Below are 17,178 nucleotides of genomic sequence, written 5' to 3' on the forward strand. Positions count from 1 at the left end.
GATGAAATGGTATACAAAATATTTGCAAGTATACGAAAAACCTTTTGCTGAAGCACCGCAAAATGTCATTGACGAAGTTCGTGAGAATTTGAGAAAGCTACAGTCGGATTCTCCGGTTGTTACAGTCTCCGTCATAGGATATAACGAAGAGAAACGTCTATTGGCAAGCCTGTGGTCCTTAAGTGAGATGAAGTGCAAATATCCGGTGGAGATTATCGGGACAGACAATGATTCTAAGGACCGGACGGCAGAAATCTATGAAGCGACAGGGGTACCATATGCGATAGAATATCAACACAGCTGCGGACACGCCCGGCTTTGCGGATTAAATCGTGCGCGGGGAAAATATCACATTAATATTGATTCCGATACTTTGTACCCTCCGCACTATGTCGAGACAATGGTTAACGCATTAGAGCGTCCCGGAGTTGTGGCGGTAAGTTCACTATGGAGTTATATACCCGACAAAGAACACTCCCGGACCGGATTAAAAGTATATGAGTTTCTCAGGGATATTCATCTATGGATACAATCAATCAAACGCCCGGAATTAAGTGTAAGAGGACTGGTATTCGCATACCGCACGGATTACGCCCGCCAAACAGGGATACGCACAGACATCAAACGGGGTGAAGACGGATCGTTGGCTTTACGGCTCAAAGAGTATGGAAAAATATACTTTATACGTAAAAAGAAGGCACGTGCGGTCACAGGATATGGCACCATAAGTGCTGACGGATCATTAGCCGGCAGTTTCAAAGTGCGGGCGATCAATGCTCTCAGAAACATAGGAGGAATATTCACCTCCCGAAAAGAATATAAAGATGAAGACGACAACCTGATTCAACCTAAATAAAATTAAAATAAAAAATACTATGATCACCGTACAAATTCTTTTCTGGCTTGCCCTCTTCCTCGTATTCTATACCCACTTGGGATACGGAATACTGCTTTACACACTGGTCAAGCTCAAAGAACTCACTGTGAAACCCGTCAAGCGGCAACTCCCGCCCGACAAGCTGCTGCCGGACGTGACACTTTTTATCACAGCCTTTAACGAAGAAGACGTTGTGGACGAAAAAATGCACAACTGCCTGAAACTGGACTATCCCAAGGACAAATTGCACATTGTGTGGACCACCGACGGAAGCAACGACTCTACCAACGAACGGCTGAAGGCATGGCCGCAAGCCACCGTCCACTTCCAACCCCTGCGACAAGGAAAAACCGCTGCCATGACACGGGGGATGACACTGGTGGACACGCCACTTGTGGTATTCACCGATGCCAACACAATGCTGAACCGGGAAGCGATACGCGAAATCGTGTTGGCTTTTGAGGACCCGGGGGTGGGATGCGTGGCCGGAGAAAAACGCATCGCCGTGCAAGAAAAGGATGGAGCCGCAGCCGGTGGCGAGGGCATATACTGGAAATATGAATCGACACTGAAAGCACTGGACGCACGTCTCTATTCGGCTGTGGGAGCCGCAGGCGAGCTGTTTGCCGTACGCCGGGAGCTGTTCACGGTGATGGAACCGGACACACTGCTGGATGACTTCATCCTGTCGCTGCGCATCGCCATGCAGGGATACAAGATAGCCTATTGCACCCGGGCATATGCCATCGAAAGCGGATCGGCAGACATGGGCGAAGAGCAGAAAAGAAAGGTACGCATTGCCGCCGGCGGACTGCAATCTGTCTGGCGGCTGAGGGAACTGCTCAATCCCTTCCGTTACGGAGTGCTGAGTTTCCAGTATATATCACACAGGGTGCTGCGGTGGTCGGTGGCCCCGGTGCTGCTGTTCGCCTTGCTCCCGCTCAACGTTGCCATACTGCTGATGGGGGGCTCTCCTATCTGGTACGGCACCATTCTGGCACTTCAGGTATTGTTCTACATCTTAGCGATGGGAGGTTATTACCTGTCTGCCCGGCAAATAAAAAACAAGCTGTTATTCATCCCATATTATTTCCTGTTTATGAACATTAACGTGATGAAAGGTGTTAACTACCTTCGTAAAATGAAAGGAACAGGAGCATGGGAAAAAGCCCAAAGAACGAAAACAGAATCCTTAAACCAATAAACCGAACGAAGCATGGATAGAATACTGCATGACGTAAACAATGCCCATAAGATACTGCAACTGACAGCTGACACACTGATCTTGGTGGACAAAAACGGCACGTGTCTGGACATCGACCCGCACAGCGATTTGTGGTTCCTGCAAGAAGACAGGCTCTTGGGAAAAAATCTGTTCAATCTGCTTCCCGACCATACCTTCCAGAAACTGCTGCCGGACTTCCGCCGGGTGACCCAACAGGGGATAACGGTGAACCGCAACTACAGGCTGCCGTTGGAAGAGGACGAAACGTACTACTTCAAATGCATCATGCAGCCGTATGACGGCGACAAGGTGTTGTGCCAATATCGTGACATCACGGCACGGAGCAACGTAAAGCTGCAACTGGAACGTACGAATTACGAACTGAAAGAGATACAAAAAGCGGCACAGATAGGGCAATGGAAATATGCATCGCGCGAAAAGACATTCTATTATCGGGGATACAACGGAATAGTATGTACGGAAGAAGAGCGGAGCGTCAACTTTCAGGATTATTACGAGACCATTCTGAGCGAAGATCTGCCTGCCGTGAACACATGGATGGAGGCAAACCGCCGTAAACTGGTAAAGGAGTACATCGAATACCGCATTCTGTTGGAAGGACAGGTATACTATATGCGCCAGCAATGCTACCTGAGGGGTGAAGAAGAAGACGGTAACATCATTCTGGAAGGGTATATACAGAACATTACGGACATCCAGCGGAAGAGGAATGACATCAACACGCTGACGCATGCCATCAACAATGCCAAAGAAAGTATTTATGCGGCACGGAAAGACGGCACGCTGATATTTGCCAACAGACAGTTCAGGCTCAACCACCGGATCACGGAACAGGCGGACCTATCGCAAATACGGATTTTCGACATTGTAGGCGACATGGACAGTCCGAAGGATTGGGAAGAACGTTACCACAGCATACGGGAAGGACAGAATTTCAACTTCCTGGCCTACCACCCGCTGAAGCATGATAAAAGCACATTGGCGTTTGAGGGTACGATGTACAGCGTGACAACGGATGACGGAGAGGAAACCTTTTGGTCGTTTACACACGACATATCGGAACGTATACGGTACGAATCGCAGATAAAACGGCTCAACCGCATCATGGATACCACGATGGAAAACCTCCCGGCGGGGATCGTTGTGAAGGATATAGAGAATGATTTCCGGTATATCTACCGAAACCGGGAATCGTATAACCGGGATATCAGCGCGGAAAATGCCATCGGTATGAACGATTTCGATTATTATCCGCTGGAAATGGCACAGCAGAAACGGAAAGAGGACATGGAAATAGCCAATACCGGAAAAGGGATGCACTGGATCATGGAAGGTAAAGACAAAAATGGCAATCTGCTGATTCTGGACAAACAAAAAATCATAGTAGAAAGTGAAGACTTCTCGCCCATCATTGTCAGCATCGAGTGGGACATTACTCAGCTGGAACTGATGCGCCGCGAATTGATGGAATCGAAAGAGAAAGCAGAGACGTCGGATAAACTGAAGTCGGCCTTTCTTGCCAATATGAGCCACGAAATACGGACACCGCTCAACGCCATCGTAGGATTCTCACGCATCATCTCGGAGAGCGAAAACCCGGAAGAGCGAAAAGAATATTATGAAATAGTGGATGCCAACAACGAACGGCTGCTGCAACTGATCAATGAAATACTGGATCTGTCGAAAATAGAATCGGGCATCGTGGAGTTCACTTACGGACCGGTAAAGCTGCACACGCTTTGCAAAGAGATTCATGATGCACATGTGTTCCGCTGCCCGCAAGGAGTGGAACTGAAATTTGACTCGCCGGACGAAGCTTTGAGCATTCACTCGGACAAGAACCGGATTTTCCAGGTATTCTCTAACCTGATAGGAAATGCATTTAAATTCACGACACAAGGCAGCGTGAGCTACGGTTACAGGCAAGAAGCCGAAAAAGTGGTATTTTACGTAAAAGACACCGGACTGGGCATCGAACCGGAGAAGTTGGGACGGGTGTTTCAGCGCTTTGCCAAGCTCAATAACTTCGCTCAGGGCACGGGGTTGGGACTGTCGATATGCAAGACTATCATCGAACGTCTGGGAGGAGAAATATCCGTTTCTTCGGAAGTGGGGACAGGTACTACATTTACCTTCTGGCTGCCTCTGGAAAGCGTAATGCAAGATGTGAAGGCCGATAAGGAAGAACGTCGGGACGGAGAAACCGACGACCGGCAATATCCGGAAGCCGACGACCGGACAAAAGAGCCGGCGGGAAGCAAGGAGGAACGTAAATCCATGGAAGTAACGGAGACGGAAACCGATAAGCCTACCATCCTGATAGCAGAAGATACCGACAGCAATTATGACTTGCTAAATGCAATTCTGGGCAGGAAATACCACCTGGTACGTGCCAGAGATGGCATGGAAGCTGTAACCATGTACGATGAAGCGGAACCGGACCTGATATTAATGGATATAAAAATGCCCAATCTGGATGGGCTGGAAGCCACCAGGATCATCCGGCAATTGTCCGCAGATGTACCTATCATCGCACAGAGTGCTTATGCTTATGAATATGACCGGAAAGCTGCCGAAGAGGCAGGATGCAACGATTTCATCTCGAAACCGATTGCTCAGGAAAAGCTGAAGGAGATGATAAAGAAATGGTTGAGATAAAGAACCTCACCACAAGTTCACCACAGAGGACACAGAGTTCACAGAGGAAGAATTTAAGATCTTTCTATAAACCTGGAAAATAAAAACTCCGTGTCCTCTGTGTCCTCTGTGGTGAACTTATGGTGGACTAAAATACAGAATTCAAAACAATGGGAAAGAAAGCCGTATCCAAATTATTTTATTATACCTCTGTCGCACTGACTTTTGCTTTGGCAGGTGTCACCATCACCGGAGCATTTGCCGGGCATGTTCCCCCGGAAAGTTCTACTTTAATACCTTTCATCGGGCTCTTGCTGTCGGGGCTCTTGTTAATCAACCTCGCTGCGGCCATCTATTGGGGCATACGCCGCCGGTTCTGGATAGTCATTCCGCTGATAGCCATAGCTGCCAACTGGCAATATCTGGGACGGATATTCCAACCACCCTTTCCGGCGAAAAAAGAAGATAGAAGAACTTTGAAAATAGCGACGTATAACGTAGACAGTTTCGGTAACGAGCAATCGGGATACTCATGCAAAGAAATCGCGAAATATATGGAAGAGCATCAAGTGGACATCGTCTGTCTTCAAGAGTTTGCCGCTAACCGATATTTCACCGCAGACAGCATACGAAACACTTTTGCAAACTGGCAATACGTCATTATCCCGCAAGCTCCAGACAGCATCTCCATCCTGCAGATAGCTTTATTCAGCAAATATCCGGTGAAGGACAGCAAGCTGATCACTTATCCGGACTCAAGGAATTGCAGTATGTGGTGCGACCTGGACGTAGACGGACAAACGGTTCGTGTTTTCAATAACCACCTGCAAACAACGGAGGTCAGCCAAAATAAGCGCAGGCTGGAAAGGGAACTGGCTAAAAACGAACTGACAGGCAGAGAGGAAGCAGTGGCCAGGCAATTGTTGGAGGGACTCAACGAGAACTTCAGGAAACGTGCGGCACAGGCAAAGACTTTGGAACAATTAATCCGCACCACCCCCTACCCTATACTGGTTTGCGGTGACTTTAACTCTCTCCCATCGTCCTACACATACAGTACCGTGAAAGGTGACAATCTTCAAGACGGATTCCAGACTTGCGGACATGGGTACATGTATACGTTCCGGTACTTTAAACGCCTGCTGAGAATCGACTATATTTTCCATTCCAAAGAATTTAAAGGGGTAGATTACTATTCGCCTGACCTCAATTTGTGCAGTGATCATAATCCGGTAGTGATGGAGGTGAAGATATAAACGGGAATGTATCAAAACACCTTTTCACTCCCATAGCTCCCGTTATAATATAAAAGAAGGCCGTCCTGATTACTCAGAGCGGCCTTTCTTATTATAAATGAATTAGTTTTCTTATTCTACTTTCTTCAAAGAGTCTGCAACATATTCAAACTGTCCTTTACCTGTCACTTTATACTTAATGGTATATTGTGTGGTAGAAGAGCCATCGTAGATGGCGAAGTTAATTGTATAGAACACATCTACACCTTCCACAACATCCGCACTACCATAGATTGCTTTCAATCCCGGAAGAAATGCTTCTGGCAAACGTTCGAACATCAACTTAGTAAGATCGGCATCCGACATGTTGCCATAAGCGGCAGCATTTTGTTCTCTCCACTTCGCCGGGCGGAAATCAAAATTGTTCTGATAAGCAGAGCTACCATAATAATATTCGTTATTACTCTTACCGTTAAATATAGGTGCATATTCTTGTCCCTTATTGGCAATCACCCAATCGGTAATGGTCTGATAGAATGCAGCAGTTTCTGCATCGCCCTTTTCTGCCTTCAAAGTAACCACAGTGCTCGGGTCAAAGTTCCACTTACCGTCAGACAGTACAAACTGCTCTGTTTTATCAACAATACGTGTATTCAGTGACCACCTTGTAGTTTCAGCAGAATAAGTGTATTCATCACTGTAGATCTTCAATTCGGTACCATTATAATATCTGTAAATCACTACACGTGCATCGCCATCAACAGGATATGCTACCATCTTAGACAAATAAGCAGGCAGATAAGTAACAGCCGGAACTTCTGAAGTAAAGTAACGTTTGCTCTGTCCCATATCTCCGTAATCAGCGTATGTCGGAACATATACGTTATTGTTCTTATCTTTCCAGCTCTTACCATCGTACACTTTCACTGCGTAAGCAGGAGTAGAAAGACTGTTAGCCGGGATAGAAGTACCTACCATGATGTTATCAATCTGATAAGTAGTAGTCTTTTTATTGGCACCATCACCTACATACTTAAAGGCTACATAAACCTTCTTGCCCGCATAAGCTGATAAAGATAGCTTACCGGCAGATGCAAATGTACCGTAACCGCTTGTCGGCTTGGTAGGGATGTTGAAATCCGAAGTTACGTCAGTCCAACTGGCGGCATCGACATTCTTACCATCGAAATTCTCTGAAATAAGAACGGACAAGCAGCTGGCATTATAGTATCCCACGGTCACATCAAAACCAAGATAATCACCGGCAGCAACAGAAATAGCAGGAGTAACCATCCAGCCGACGCATGCTCCTTTCGTACCGTTTGCCGAATACTGAACATACTGGTTATCATCATAAGAAGTGACTTTCCACTGAGTGCCACCGGTAGAGCTGATAAACCATCCATCCAAGGATTTCAGTTCACCCGTCGCAACAGCCTCAAAATCCTGCCACATCAACGGATTCTCCAACTGTCCCTCGCCCAACTTATAGTCAACGAAAACAGCAGTTCCTTTTTCAGCATCTTTAAACTTCTCGTTCAATATCTTATACATTTGGCCTTCAGTCTTTTCATTCAGATAAGGCGCAAACGCATCCTCACCATAAACCAACTTGTATTCGGCATCCGTCGGTTTCAGATATTTCACCGAAGCATACTCAGACAGCAAAGAAGACATCGCTTCTTTGTACTTATAAGTAATCTTTGCACTCGAACCCTTATCGGCGGTGTAATACTTATCAAGCAAGAAAGCAGGGATATAGGTGGCTCCTGTAATCTTCTCTGTCAGATAAAGATTGGTCTTGATGTTCTCAAGATCTTTAGATACACCACCTGCTTTGGCGATATCTTTATTAGTAGAGTTCGTACTGATAGTTGCATAATCAGCATCAGTCAGCGTATATTCTATCTTCATCAAATTCGTCGGCTGGGTCATCTCGTCCAATCCTTCGAAGTTATCATCATTATATTTACAGCCGGACAGCAGAATCAACGATACCGCTACAGGCATTAATAGATTTCTATTCATAATTTAAACTTCCTGTTTTAGATTAGAAATTAACTTTTAATCTCAAGCTATAAGTACGGCCAAATCCGTAGAACACATTATAAGCGGTCTTCCAGTCGTGATTGCTACCATCTGTAGCATCAGAAATATAAGTCTGATCGAATAAGTTGTTCACGTTACCTGACAGCACTGCATTCAACTTACCAAAATTGAATTTATAACTTGCGTTCAAGTCGAATGTGCTTGCTGACGGAATACGCCAGGGAGTAGAAAAGTCTTTTTCACTGTTCATCACCAGGTCGTTTGAGGTTAATGCCCAGTCAGCATAGTTACGTGCGTATAAATTCCAGTCGATACCCAGACGAATGGCCTTATCAATCTTGAAAGTAGCACCCAAAGCAGCAGTAGTCTGTGCCGATCCTCCCACTTTCACATCTTTCAGATTCAGTTTCATTGTACCCGGTTCCAACCCATTGGCTGCGGCATTAACAAGAACTGTTATATCCTTACCATCATTTCCCTTAATAGATGCACTGTTTACAAATTGACCTTCAACGGTGAAACTTCCTGATGCATTGCTATCCCAACGCCAGTTACCGATAGAGAACATACCGCTCAAATCCAGCCATTGGAAAGGTCTTGCAACAAAATCAAGTTCAACACCTTGGTGTAAGGCGTTTACACCTTGCATATTGATAACAGATTTGGTAGAAACCAGCTTACTTGCATCATAAGGCTCGCTAAGACTACCTTCGTAGTAATTATTAATATCTTGCGAACGAGTAGTAGTCTTATCCATCCAGCGAGTGTGGTAAGCATTGACATTCACCGTCAAATACGTTGAACGGTAACCATATCCGATTTCGAAAGAGAAAACTTTTTCGTTTACTGCATCCGGATTAGTCGCATTGCTGGTAGTTGAATTCAGAAAAGCACCGCCCGAGAAGAAAGGAGCACGGCTGATATAACCGATATTAGCAAAAACGTTATGATTTTCGGTAAGGTTATAATTCAAACCTCCTTTTGCATTCCATCCGATAAAGTTGGTGGTTTTTGATTTAGCGTGTGCCTTGTCATAATAGAAGCGGTCATAACGCCAGTAACCGGTATTAGAAACCGAACCGGAAATGAAAGCACTCAGCTTATCTCTGTTGTATTCACCCTGGGCAAACACACCTTCAGACATTACATAACCATCGTAGTCACGATAAACCACATCACCCACTTTCAACTTCTGATTTACGAATGCCGAACCGGCAGCAGCAGCGGCATTGTTGGAAGTAAGCACATTGGTTCTTGAACTGGAATCTACATAAAAGTCACCACCATAGAGGTCAACCAATTCATTCGTATGCGTACCTTTATAATAACGGTAGTCTATACCACCATAAAAATCAAAATAGTCACCAATCTTGGTTGTATAAGTAGAGAGCAGACCATACCAGTTATGGAAGTTCTTAGACTTCGACATAGCCATAACCGAACCGTTCTCGCTGGCTTCGTTCAGAGCATAGATTTCATCATAAGCAAATGTACCGTCAGCTTTACGGAAAGTCATATTCAGCTTTCCACTGTTACTACCATACCAGTTGCTACGATCAGCACTGGTCAATCCCTGACCGGAATAACCATATCCACGACCGATAGAAGCATACAAGGCTGTACTTAAGCTTGATTTATCATTAATCTGCCATAAGTGGTTCAACGACAACTGAGGTTTATTATATACATTATATGCAGATGATTTTCTTTGTCCATTCAATCCAAAACCGTAAGTAGGATTATAACGATAAGGCTTTTCACCATTCATATAGTTTTTAGCAACTTCTTGCCATCCCTCAATAGTAAGTCCGTCTTTATTTCCACGCTGATTGTGCCACTGAGGAGCAGCAAAAGCAGTAAATGACAATTGATGATTGTCGTTGAAACGTTTTGTGATATTCACAAACCAGTTATAAGCCTCGTAGTCGGTTCCCTGGATATAACCATCTGCCCAGGTCTTACCTCCCAAAAGGGTCATAGCCCAACCTGACTTAGTCAATCCGGTAGATACCTTGAACAGGATCTTGTTTAATCCGTCATTACCCATACCATAAGATACGAAACCGCCCTTATTGGCATCAACTGTATTTGTCACGATGTTGATAGAACCACCCACAGAAGGAGCTGCTACCTTTGACGCACCCAAACCACGCTGTACCTGCATGCTACGAGTCACATCACTCAAACCGGCCCAGTTAGACCAGTAGATACCACCCCACTCCATATCATTCATCGGAACACCATTAATCATCATAGCAGAGTTCTCAGTCTTGAAACCACGTATGTTTACTTTGGAGTCACCAAAACCACCACCTTGCTTAGTTGCATAGATACCCGGAGTTGACTTCAGAACTTCAGGAAATTCCTGCGTTCCGAGTTTTTCTTCGATAAAGACGGGGTCAACTGTTGATACAGCTACCGGAGTTTTACGCGAAACAGCAACGGAAGATGTAATGATAACGTCGTTCAATACCATTGCATCCGGTGCCATTTTAATCACGCCCAAATCTTCAGTACCCCCTTTGTGGGTGATCTTCTTACTGAAGTCTTTGTAGCCAAGGTACTTGATAAGCAGTGTCGAACCGGAGGCAGCTTTCTGTGTAAACTCACCATCCAGGTTAGTCACACTACCTTGAGTAGTACCGACAATCGTTACGGCTGCACCAATCAATGGCTCACCTGTTTCCGCATCCACAACTTGACCTTTCACTGTTACCTGGGCAATAGCCGTAGCGGCAGAGCATACCGTCAGTACTGCAACCAGCAGGAAATGAATTAGATGTCTTCTCATAATTCTCTTTGTTAGTTAATAGAACTTGTTAATTAATAAATTGTAAATAAACGTTTTGGAGCACAAAGGTAATTAATATTCTTTATATATACATTACAAAGATGCTACAATTTTTTAAGAGAGATAAACATATTATAGCTCTATGAAACAAAAAAGCCCCGCAATTAATTTGCGGGGCTTACACATTGTTAAGTATTAGTCAGCTATCAGCTTTCTATATCTCACGCGCTTAGGCTCTTCGTTGCCAAGCCGTTTCAATTTATTCTCTTCGTATTCCGAGTAAGAACCTTCAAAATAGAACACGTTCGAATCGCCTTCAAAAGCAAGAATATGAGTACAGATTCGATCGAGAAACCAACGGTCATGCGAAATCACAACGGCACAACCGGCGAAATCTTCCAAACCTTCTTCAAGTGCACGCAAGGTATTGACATCAATATCATTGGTCGGCTCGTCGAGCAATAATACATTTCCTTCTTCCTTCAATGCCATGGCAAGGTGCAAGCGATTACGCTCACCACCGGAAAGTACTCCACAAAGCTTTTCCTGATCAGCACCCGAAAAGTTGAAGCGTGAAAGATAGGCGCGTGCGTTAATGTCACGCCCTCCCATGCGGATCAAATCATTTCCGCCGGAAATTACCTGATAAACACTCTTATTCGGATCAATATCTTTATGTTGCTGGTCTACGTAAGCCACCTTCACGGTCTCCCCTACTTCAAATTCACCCTTATCAACTGTTTCCAGTCCCATAATCAAACGGAAAAGAGTTGTTTTTCCGGCACCATTCGGACCGATAACTCCCACAATACCATTAGGAGGAAGCATGAAGTTGAGATCGTCAAACAACAGTTTATCACCGTAAGCTTTAGCCACATGTTTAGCCTCGATCACCTTATTACCCAAACGAGGACCGTTCGGTATGAAGATTTCCAGTTTCTCTTCTTTTTCTTTCACGTCTTCGTTCAGCAATTTATCGTACGAGTTCAAACGGGCTTTGCCCTTAGCCTGACGTGCCTTGGGTGCCATACGTACCCATTCGAGCTCACGTTCCAGAGTTTTGCGACGTTTGCTGGCAGTTTTCTCTTCCATTTCCATCCGCTTGGTTTTCTGCTCCAGCCAGCTGGAATAATTACCCTTCCAGGGGATACCTTCGCCACGGTCAAGTTCAAGAATCCATCCAGCCACATGGTCAAGGAAATAACGGTCGTGTGTCACAGCAATTACCGTACCTTCGTATTGCTGCAAATGCTGTTCCAACCAGTCGATAGACTCAGCATCCAAATGGTTGGTCGGCTCGTCGAGCAATAAAATATCAGGTTTTTGCAATAACAAGCGGCAAAGCGCCACACGACGACGTTCACCACCCGAAAGATTAGCCACAGACTGATCTTCGGGCGGGCAACGGAGAGCATCCATTGCACGTTCCAGTTTACTATCCAGATTCCAGGCATCCGTCGCATCAATAATATCCTGCAATTCCCCTTGCCGTGCAAAAAGTTGATCCATCTTGTCCTGATCTTCATAATATTCAGGCAAACCGAACTTCTGATTAATTTCTTCGTATTCGTTCAGTGCATCAACAATGGGTTGCACACCTTCCATTACGATTTCTTTCACTGTTTTAGTGTTATCCAGATAAGGCTCCTGTGCCAGATAGCCTACTGAATATCCGGGAGAAAAAACCACCTCTCCCTGATAAGACTTCTCCAGACCGGCAATAATCTTCAGCAAAGTAGATTTACCCGAACCGTTGAGACCGATAATACCAATCTTAGCTCCATAGAAGAAAGAAAGATAAATGTCTTTTAGCACATTCTTGTTAGGTTGGAAAGCTTTGCTTACTCCCACCATCGAGAAAATTATTTTTTTATCGTCAGCCATATATAAATAATGTGTATTGATATTTATGGCACAAAGATAACAAAAATGTTCGGAATTTATTTGCAATTATAAAAAATAGCTCTATCTTTGCACCCGCTTAACAGCAATAAAGGATTGATTCGCTAGCTCAGCAGGTAGAGCACAACACTTTTAATGTTGGGGTCCTGGGTTCGAGCCCCAGGCGGATCACATAAGAACAAAGCCAAACGGCGACAAAAAAGAGACAAGTCCTACAATATCAACGTATTGTAGGACTTTTTTTATTGTTTCAGTCTTGCCTAAAAGACAAAAAAGGGGCACGAAAAGACACGGTTGAGTATCCAAATCGTACCCCCTTCCCCAAAAAACGATTAGGGGGTACGATTGTCGGAAAATGGCTTACTTTTGACGTGATTTGTCTATACTCTATTTATCTCATTTACAGTGATTAAAATTAGTTTTGCAATCTAAAAAAAGTGAGATTATGAAGAATGAAAAAAGTACTTTCAGCGTATTGTTTTACCTGAAAAAAGACAAGATGAAAAAGAATGGTTTAGTACCCATTCATGCCCGTATCACAATCAACGGCAAACAGACCCAATTCAATACCAAGTTAGAAGTGTTAGAAACTAACTGGAAATCCGGCAGAGCCATAGGTAAATCAATGGAGATACAAAGGCTTAATTCCATGCTGGACGACATCAAAGCAAATATCCGTTCCCACTTCCACAATCAATTAATGCGGGATAGCTATGTTACACCCGAAAGCGTGAAAAATGCACTATTGGGAAAAGAGGAAGAAGCAAATACCATTATTTCTTTTTTCACCCAGCACAACGACCAATACAAGAAAAAGGTCGAAGCAGGAGAAGCCACACCCAAAACGTACAGCCGATACGAACTAACAAAGTTACGCCTAACTGATTTCCTAAAAGACGAATATCGTGTATCGGATTTGCCTATACGCCAAATCAACAAAGTATTTATTGAGAATTTCTACCTGTATATAATAAAGAACCACGATTGTTCACCCAATACGGCAATGAAGTTTATACAGCGTTTCCGCACGGTGGTAAACTTTGCACAGGGTACAGGATTGATAACAGCCGACCCGTTCGCCAATTATAAACTGAAATTCGAGTATATAGAAAGAGGGTATCTTGACAAGGACGAGATAAGCAGGATATGCAATAAGGATTTTGCTTCAAAGCGATTGGAGCAGGTACGGGATATTTTCATTTTTAGCTGCTATACGGGACTTTCATACGTGGATATATGCGAATTAACCAGTAACGACATACGTTTGGCATTTGATGATAATCTATGGATTATAAAGAAACGTCACAAGACTAAAGTAACATCAAACATCCGCTTGCTGGATATTCCTAAAGCCATCCTGAACAAATATGAAGGGAAATTGAAAAACGGTCAGTTGTTACCTGTTATCAGCAATCAAAAGATGAATGATTATTTGAAAGAAATTGCCGTTCTATGTGGTATCGACAAAAATATCACGTTCCACCTTGCAAGGCACACATTCGCAACGACTGTTACACTGGCTAATGGCGTGCCTATCGAGAGTGTTTCAAAGATGTTAGGTCATACAGATATTCGGACAACTCAAATCTACGCAAAGGTAATAGACACGAAATTGAGCAATGACATGGAACTATTGGCACAAAAGCTCAACAGTAAATGCCTTGTTACTGTATAACGCTCCGGAACTTATCACAGTTTGTGATAAGTTCCTATTTACCTACATATTAATAATCCTATAAATAATTGATATATGAAATCGCTACCAATCAAAAATACTTCCCTGACATTGGAAGAAACTAATCTTATCCTGAAAGCCCGGTTTACAATAACACGTTTAGATAAAATCCGGGATATATTTCTTTTCTCCTGCTTCACCGGATTAAGTTATAATGATATTAAAAATCTGACTATTAACAATTTGGTTATTACTCCTGATGGGAAATATTGGCTAAAGATATATGTGCAAGAAAGTAATACCCCGATAAAAATACCACTTTTAGACATATCTCGCACTATTATAGAAAAATATAGGAACAGTTCAAATGAAACAGGTTCATTACTGCCTGTACCCAGTATTCAAAAGACAAATTACTATCTTAAAGAAGTAGGTAAAGAATGTAAATTAGAGAAACATCTTACTTTTAATTTTGCAAGACACACATTCATTTGTACTATCATAATGGGTAACGATTTAGAAACTTCGATAGTAAATAAACTTATAGAAAGAAAAGTACAAGGCAATTCCAAAATCACAGACTTTCAGCTATACAAAGCAATGAAGACAGTTTCAGAGAAATTAAAAGGGAACAACATTATAAATATCTAAATAAAAAAATTATGGACTTACAAATCATCCAAAGCAAGATTTATGAAATCAGGGGTTACCGGGTTATGCTCGATAGCGACCTTGCGGCACTTTACCAAGTGGAAACAAAAGCCTTGAAACAGGCTGTAAAACGTAATCTCGACCGTTTCCCGGACGATTTTATGTTTGAACTTACCAAAGAAGAAACCGAATGTTTAAGGTCGCAAATAGCAACCTTAGAGAAAGGAGCAGATAATGAAACTAACTTGAGGTCACAAATTGTGACCTCAAGATGGGGTGGCTCTCGTTATCAAAATTTCGTGTTTACCGAGCAGGGGGTCGCCATGATTTCATCCGTTCTAAGAAGTGATACAGCCGTTAAGGTGAATATTTCCATCATGCGTGCTTTCGTCCTCATGCGGCAAATGTCAATCGGTTACGAGGAACTTCTTAAACGCATCGAAGAACTGGAACAGAGTACGGATGCACAATTCAGCGAAGTGTACCAAGCATTGACCCAGTTATTAAGCAAACCCGAACCGAAGCCACGCAAACCGATAGGATATAGAACCTATGACGAATAACTGTTTAAGGTATTCGGTTGTCTAAGGGGTGTCACCAGTGATACCCCTTTTTTAGTTCCCTAAAGTAATGTATCTCAATCACAAATTTTAGCAAAGTTACAGCCCGGCGGGGACAAATACCAAATCCGAGCCGTTCCGGTTTTCTAAAAAATCTCCACACCTACGGGTCGTATTTTTTGAAAAGATTAGGTTGAAGTCCCCGCCAAACTGTGGGTGTCCGGCAAAATTTCTTATTGTTTAATTTAAAATTCAAGCGTTATGAAAACAACAGAATTTACTATGCCGGAAATCACTATCTCTTATAAAGACAATGTAAAAGCATCCGAAAGAATGCAAATACTTTCTTCTGAAACTTCTTATTCTTACTTAAAACCTTTCTACTCCGAATGTATGGAACACCACGAAGAAAGTTATGTAATGTTCCTCAATCGGGCAAACAAGGCTTTAGGCGTTTCCCTTATCTCTAAAGGCGGCATGGCTGAAACTGTAATGGACGTGAAAATCATCCTGCAAACAGCCTTAAAAGTCCATGCTTCGGGCATCATCCTCTCACATAACCACCCATCGGGCAATCTACGTCCGAGCGAACCGGATAAAAAAATAACTACCAAAATAAATGAAGCCTGCAAAGTTTTAGATTTACACCTGTTAGACCATATAATCCTGACAGAAGAAAGCTATTACAGTTTTACAGACGAGGGGCTTTTATAAGCCCTTTTTTTACTCTCTCATTACCCAATACAAAAAGCCTGATGGCTTTTGTTTCTATCCTCTTAAACAAGAGAAAAATTTTCCCTAAAACTGATTGGAACATTGTCAAAGGTATATCCGTGCCTGTTACTGTTCAAATTATTTTTTAGAAATCTCCACACCTGCGGGTAGTATTTCATAAATAATAATTTGCCCTGTACCAGTCCCGAACCTTTGAAAAGACAATGTTCCCATTCAGTTAAAGGAAAAATTTATGTGGTGGGCGACAAGCGATGTAAACGATTAAAATTCAAAAGTCATGGAAACAGTAACATTATCAGAAGCAAGAGTTTATGTAGGTACTTACAACAAGTATAACAGTGGTTCACTTTTCGGCAAGTGGTTAGACCTTTCCGATTATTCGGACAAGGACGAATTTATGGAAGCGTGCCGGGAACTGCACAAGGACGACCAAGACCCGGAATTTATGTTTCAGGATTACGAGAATATCCCGGAAGCCCTGATTTCCGAAAGTTGGCTTTCCGATAAGTTCTTTGAGCTTCGGGATGCCATCGAGAAACTAAGCGAAACCGAGCAGGAAGCGTTTTTCGTATGGTGCGACCACCACAACAGCGATATAAGCGAAGAAGATGCGGACGACCTTATTTCTTCTTTTGAGGACGAATATCAGGGAGAATATAAGGACGAGGAAGATTACGCCTATGAAATCGTAGAGGAATGTTACGACCTGCCGGAGTTCGCAAAGACCTACTTTGATTATTCGGCTTTTGCCCGCGACCTGTTTATAACTGATTACTGGATGGATAACGGCTTTGTTTTCCGTTGCGCCTGATTACTAACC

At 43.3% G+C, this 17,178-nt stretch carries 12 protein-coding genes and 1 tRNA gene; 10 read left to right on the forward strand and 3 right to left on the reverse strand.

Going from position 1 to position 17,178, the window contains the following annotated elements; translation table 11 throughout:
• Position 1 precedes the first annotated feature (1 nt).
• From QK890_RS02715 to QK890_RS02730, 4 genes are all read left to right on the forward strand, one after another.
• Positions 2-856, forward strand: a complete 855-nt coding sequence (locus QK890_RS02715; protein WP_005776892.1) for a glycosyltransferase family 2 protein — start codon at positions 2-4, stop codon at positions 854-856.
• Positions 857-875: 19 nt separating this feature from the next.
• A complete protein-coding gene (locus tag QK890_RS02720) occupies positions 876-2,081 on the forward strand; it encodes a glycosyltransferase family 2 protein (RefSeq protein WP_367627155.1) in 1,206 nt (401 codons plus the stop codon).
• Between the two features lie 12 nt (positions 2,082-2,093).
• Positions 2,094-4,781, forward strand: coding sequence for an ATP-binding protein (locus QK890_RS02725; RefSeq protein ID WP_367627156.1), 2,688 nt, complete (start codon positions 2,094-2,096; stop codon positions 4,779-4,781).
• Between the two features lie 149 nt (positions 4,782-4,930).
• Positions 4,931-6,016 carry an endonuclease/exonuclease/phosphatase family protein gene (locus QK890_RS02730; protein WP_367627157.1) on the forward strand — a complete coding sequence of 362 codons (1,086 nt, stop codon included), beginning with the start codon at positions 4,931-4,933 and terminating at the stop codon, positions 6,014-6,016.
• 111 nt (positions 6,017-6,127) lie between these two features.
• Here QK890_RS02730 and QK890_RS02735 read toward each other — a convergent pair whose 3' ends face one another.
• The 3 genes from QK890_RS02735 to ettA all read right to left on the reverse strand — a co-directional run bounded on the left by QK890_RS02735 (position 6,128) and on the right by ettA (position 12,719).
• Complete coding sequence (locus tag QK890_RS02735; RefSeq protein ID WP_367627158.1) at positions 6,128-8,023, reverse strand: choice-of-anchor J domain-containing protein; 1,896 nt, start codon at positions 8,021-8,023, stop codon at positions 6,128-6,130.
• Positions 8,024-8,045: 22 nt separating this feature from the next.
• Positions 8,046-10,835 carry a TonB-dependent receptor gene (locus QK890_RS02740; RefSeq protein ID WP_022011057.1) on the reverse strand — a complete coding sequence of 930 codons (2,790 nt, stop codon included), beginning with the start codon at positions 10,833-10,835 and terminating at the stop codon, positions 8,046-8,048.
• 195 nt (positions 10,836-11,030) lie between these two features.
• Entirely contained in the window at positions 11,031-12,719 is a 1,689-nt protein-coding gene (gene ettA, locus QK890_RS02745) for an energy-dependent translational throttle protein EttA (RefSeq protein ID WP_005776885.1), read from the reverse strand.
• 116 nt (positions 12,720-12,835) lie between these two features.
• Between ettA and QK890_RS02750 the strand changes: the two genes are divergently transcribed.
• The 6 genes from QK890_RS02750 to QK890_RS02775 all read left to right on the forward strand — a co-directional run bounded on the left by QK890_RS02750 (position 12,836) and on the right by QK890_RS02775 (position 17,169).
• Positions 12,836-12,908, forward strand: a tRNA-Lys gene (locus QK890_RS02750).
• A 274-nt stretch (positions 12,909-13,182) separates the two neighbouring features.
• Positions 13,183-14,412: a site-specific integrase gene (locus tag QK890_RS02755; protein WP_118308302.1), complete on the forward strand. Its 1,230-nt coding sequence runs from the start codon at positions 13,183-13,185 to the stop codon at positions 14,410-14,412.
• Between the two features lie 75 nt (positions 14,413-14,487).
• Entirely contained in the window at positions 14,488-15,063 is a 576-nt protein-coding gene (locus tag QK890_RS02760) for a site-specific integrase (protein WP_367627159.1), read from the forward strand.
• Between the two features lie 11 nt (positions 15,064-15,074).
• Positions 15,075-15,626, forward strand: a complete 552-nt coding sequence (locus tag QK890_RS02765) for an ORF6N domain-containing protein (protein WP_367627160.1) — start codon at positions 15,075-15,077, stop codon at positions 15,624-15,626.
• Positions 15,627-15,884: 258 nt separating this feature from the next.
• Entirely contained in the window at positions 15,885-16,337 is a 453-nt protein-coding gene (locus QK890_RS02770) for a JAB domain-containing protein (protein WP_367627161.1), read from the forward strand.
• 298 nt (positions 16,338-16,635) lie between these two features.
• Positions 16,636-17,169 (forward strand): antirestriction protein ArdA, encoded by a 534-nt coding sequence (locus QK890_RS02775; protein ID WP_367627162.1) that lies wholly within the window; start codon positions 16,636-16,638, stop codon positions 17,167-17,169.
• Positions 17,170-17,178 lie beyond the last annotated feature (9 nt).

Origin of the sequence: Bacteroides sp. NGMCC 1.200775 (assembly GCF_040798045.1) — a bacterium.
Lineage (GTDB): Bacteria > Bacteroidota > Bacteroidia > Bacteroidales > Bacteroidaceae > Bacteroides > Bacteroides hominis.

Excerpts from the sequence above, each read along its gene's own strand:
- QK890_RS02730 (WP_367627157.1), top strand. The coding sequence starts at position 4,931 with ATGGGAAAGAAAGCCGTATCCAAATTATTTTATTATACCTCTGTCGCA.
- QK890_RS02720 (WP_367627155.1), top strand. The coding sequence starts at position 876 with ATGATCACCGTACAAATTCTTTTCTGGCTTGCCCTCTTCCTCGTATTC.
- QK890_RS02755 (WP_118308302.1), top strand. The coding sequence starts at position 13,183 with ATGAAGAATGAAAAAAGTACTTTCAGCGTATTGTTTTACCTGAAAAAA.
- QK890_RS02775 (WP_367627162.1), top strand. The coding sequence starts at position 16,636 with ATGGAAACAGTAACATTATCAGAAGCAAGAGTTTATGTAGGTACTTAC.
- QK890_RS02735 (WP_367627158.1), bottom strand. The coding sequence starts at position 8,023 with ATGAATAGAAATCTATTAATGCCTGTAGCGGTATCGTTGATTCTGCTG.
- QK890_RS02740 (WP_022011057.1), bottom strand. The coding sequence starts at position 10,835 with ATGAGAAGACATCTAATTCATTTCCTGCTGGTTGCAGTACTGACGGTA.
- QK890_RS02715 (WP_005776892.1), top strand. The coding sequence starts at position 2 with ATGAAATGGTATACAAAATATTTGCAAGTATACGAAAAACCTTTTGCT.
- QK890_RS02765 (WP_367627160.1), top strand. The coding sequence starts at position 15,075 with ATGGACTTACAAATCATCCAAAGCAAGATTTATGAAATCAGGGGTTAC.
- QK890_RS02725 (WP_367627156.1), top strand. The coding sequence starts at position 2,094 with ATGGATAGAATACTGCATGACGTAAACAATGCCCATAAGATACTGCAA.
- QK890_RS02760 (WP_367627159.1), top strand. The coding sequence starts at position 14,488 with ATGAAATCGCTACCAATCAAAAATACTTCCCTGACATTGGAAGAAACT.
- QK890_RS02770 (WP_367627161.1), top strand. The coding sequence starts at position 15,885 with ATGAAAACAACAGAATTTACTATGCCGGAAATCACTATCTCTTATAAA.
- ettA (WP_005776885.1), bottom strand. The coding sequence starts at position 12,719 with ATGGCTGACGATAAAAAAATAATTTTCTCGATGGTGGGAGTAAGCAAA.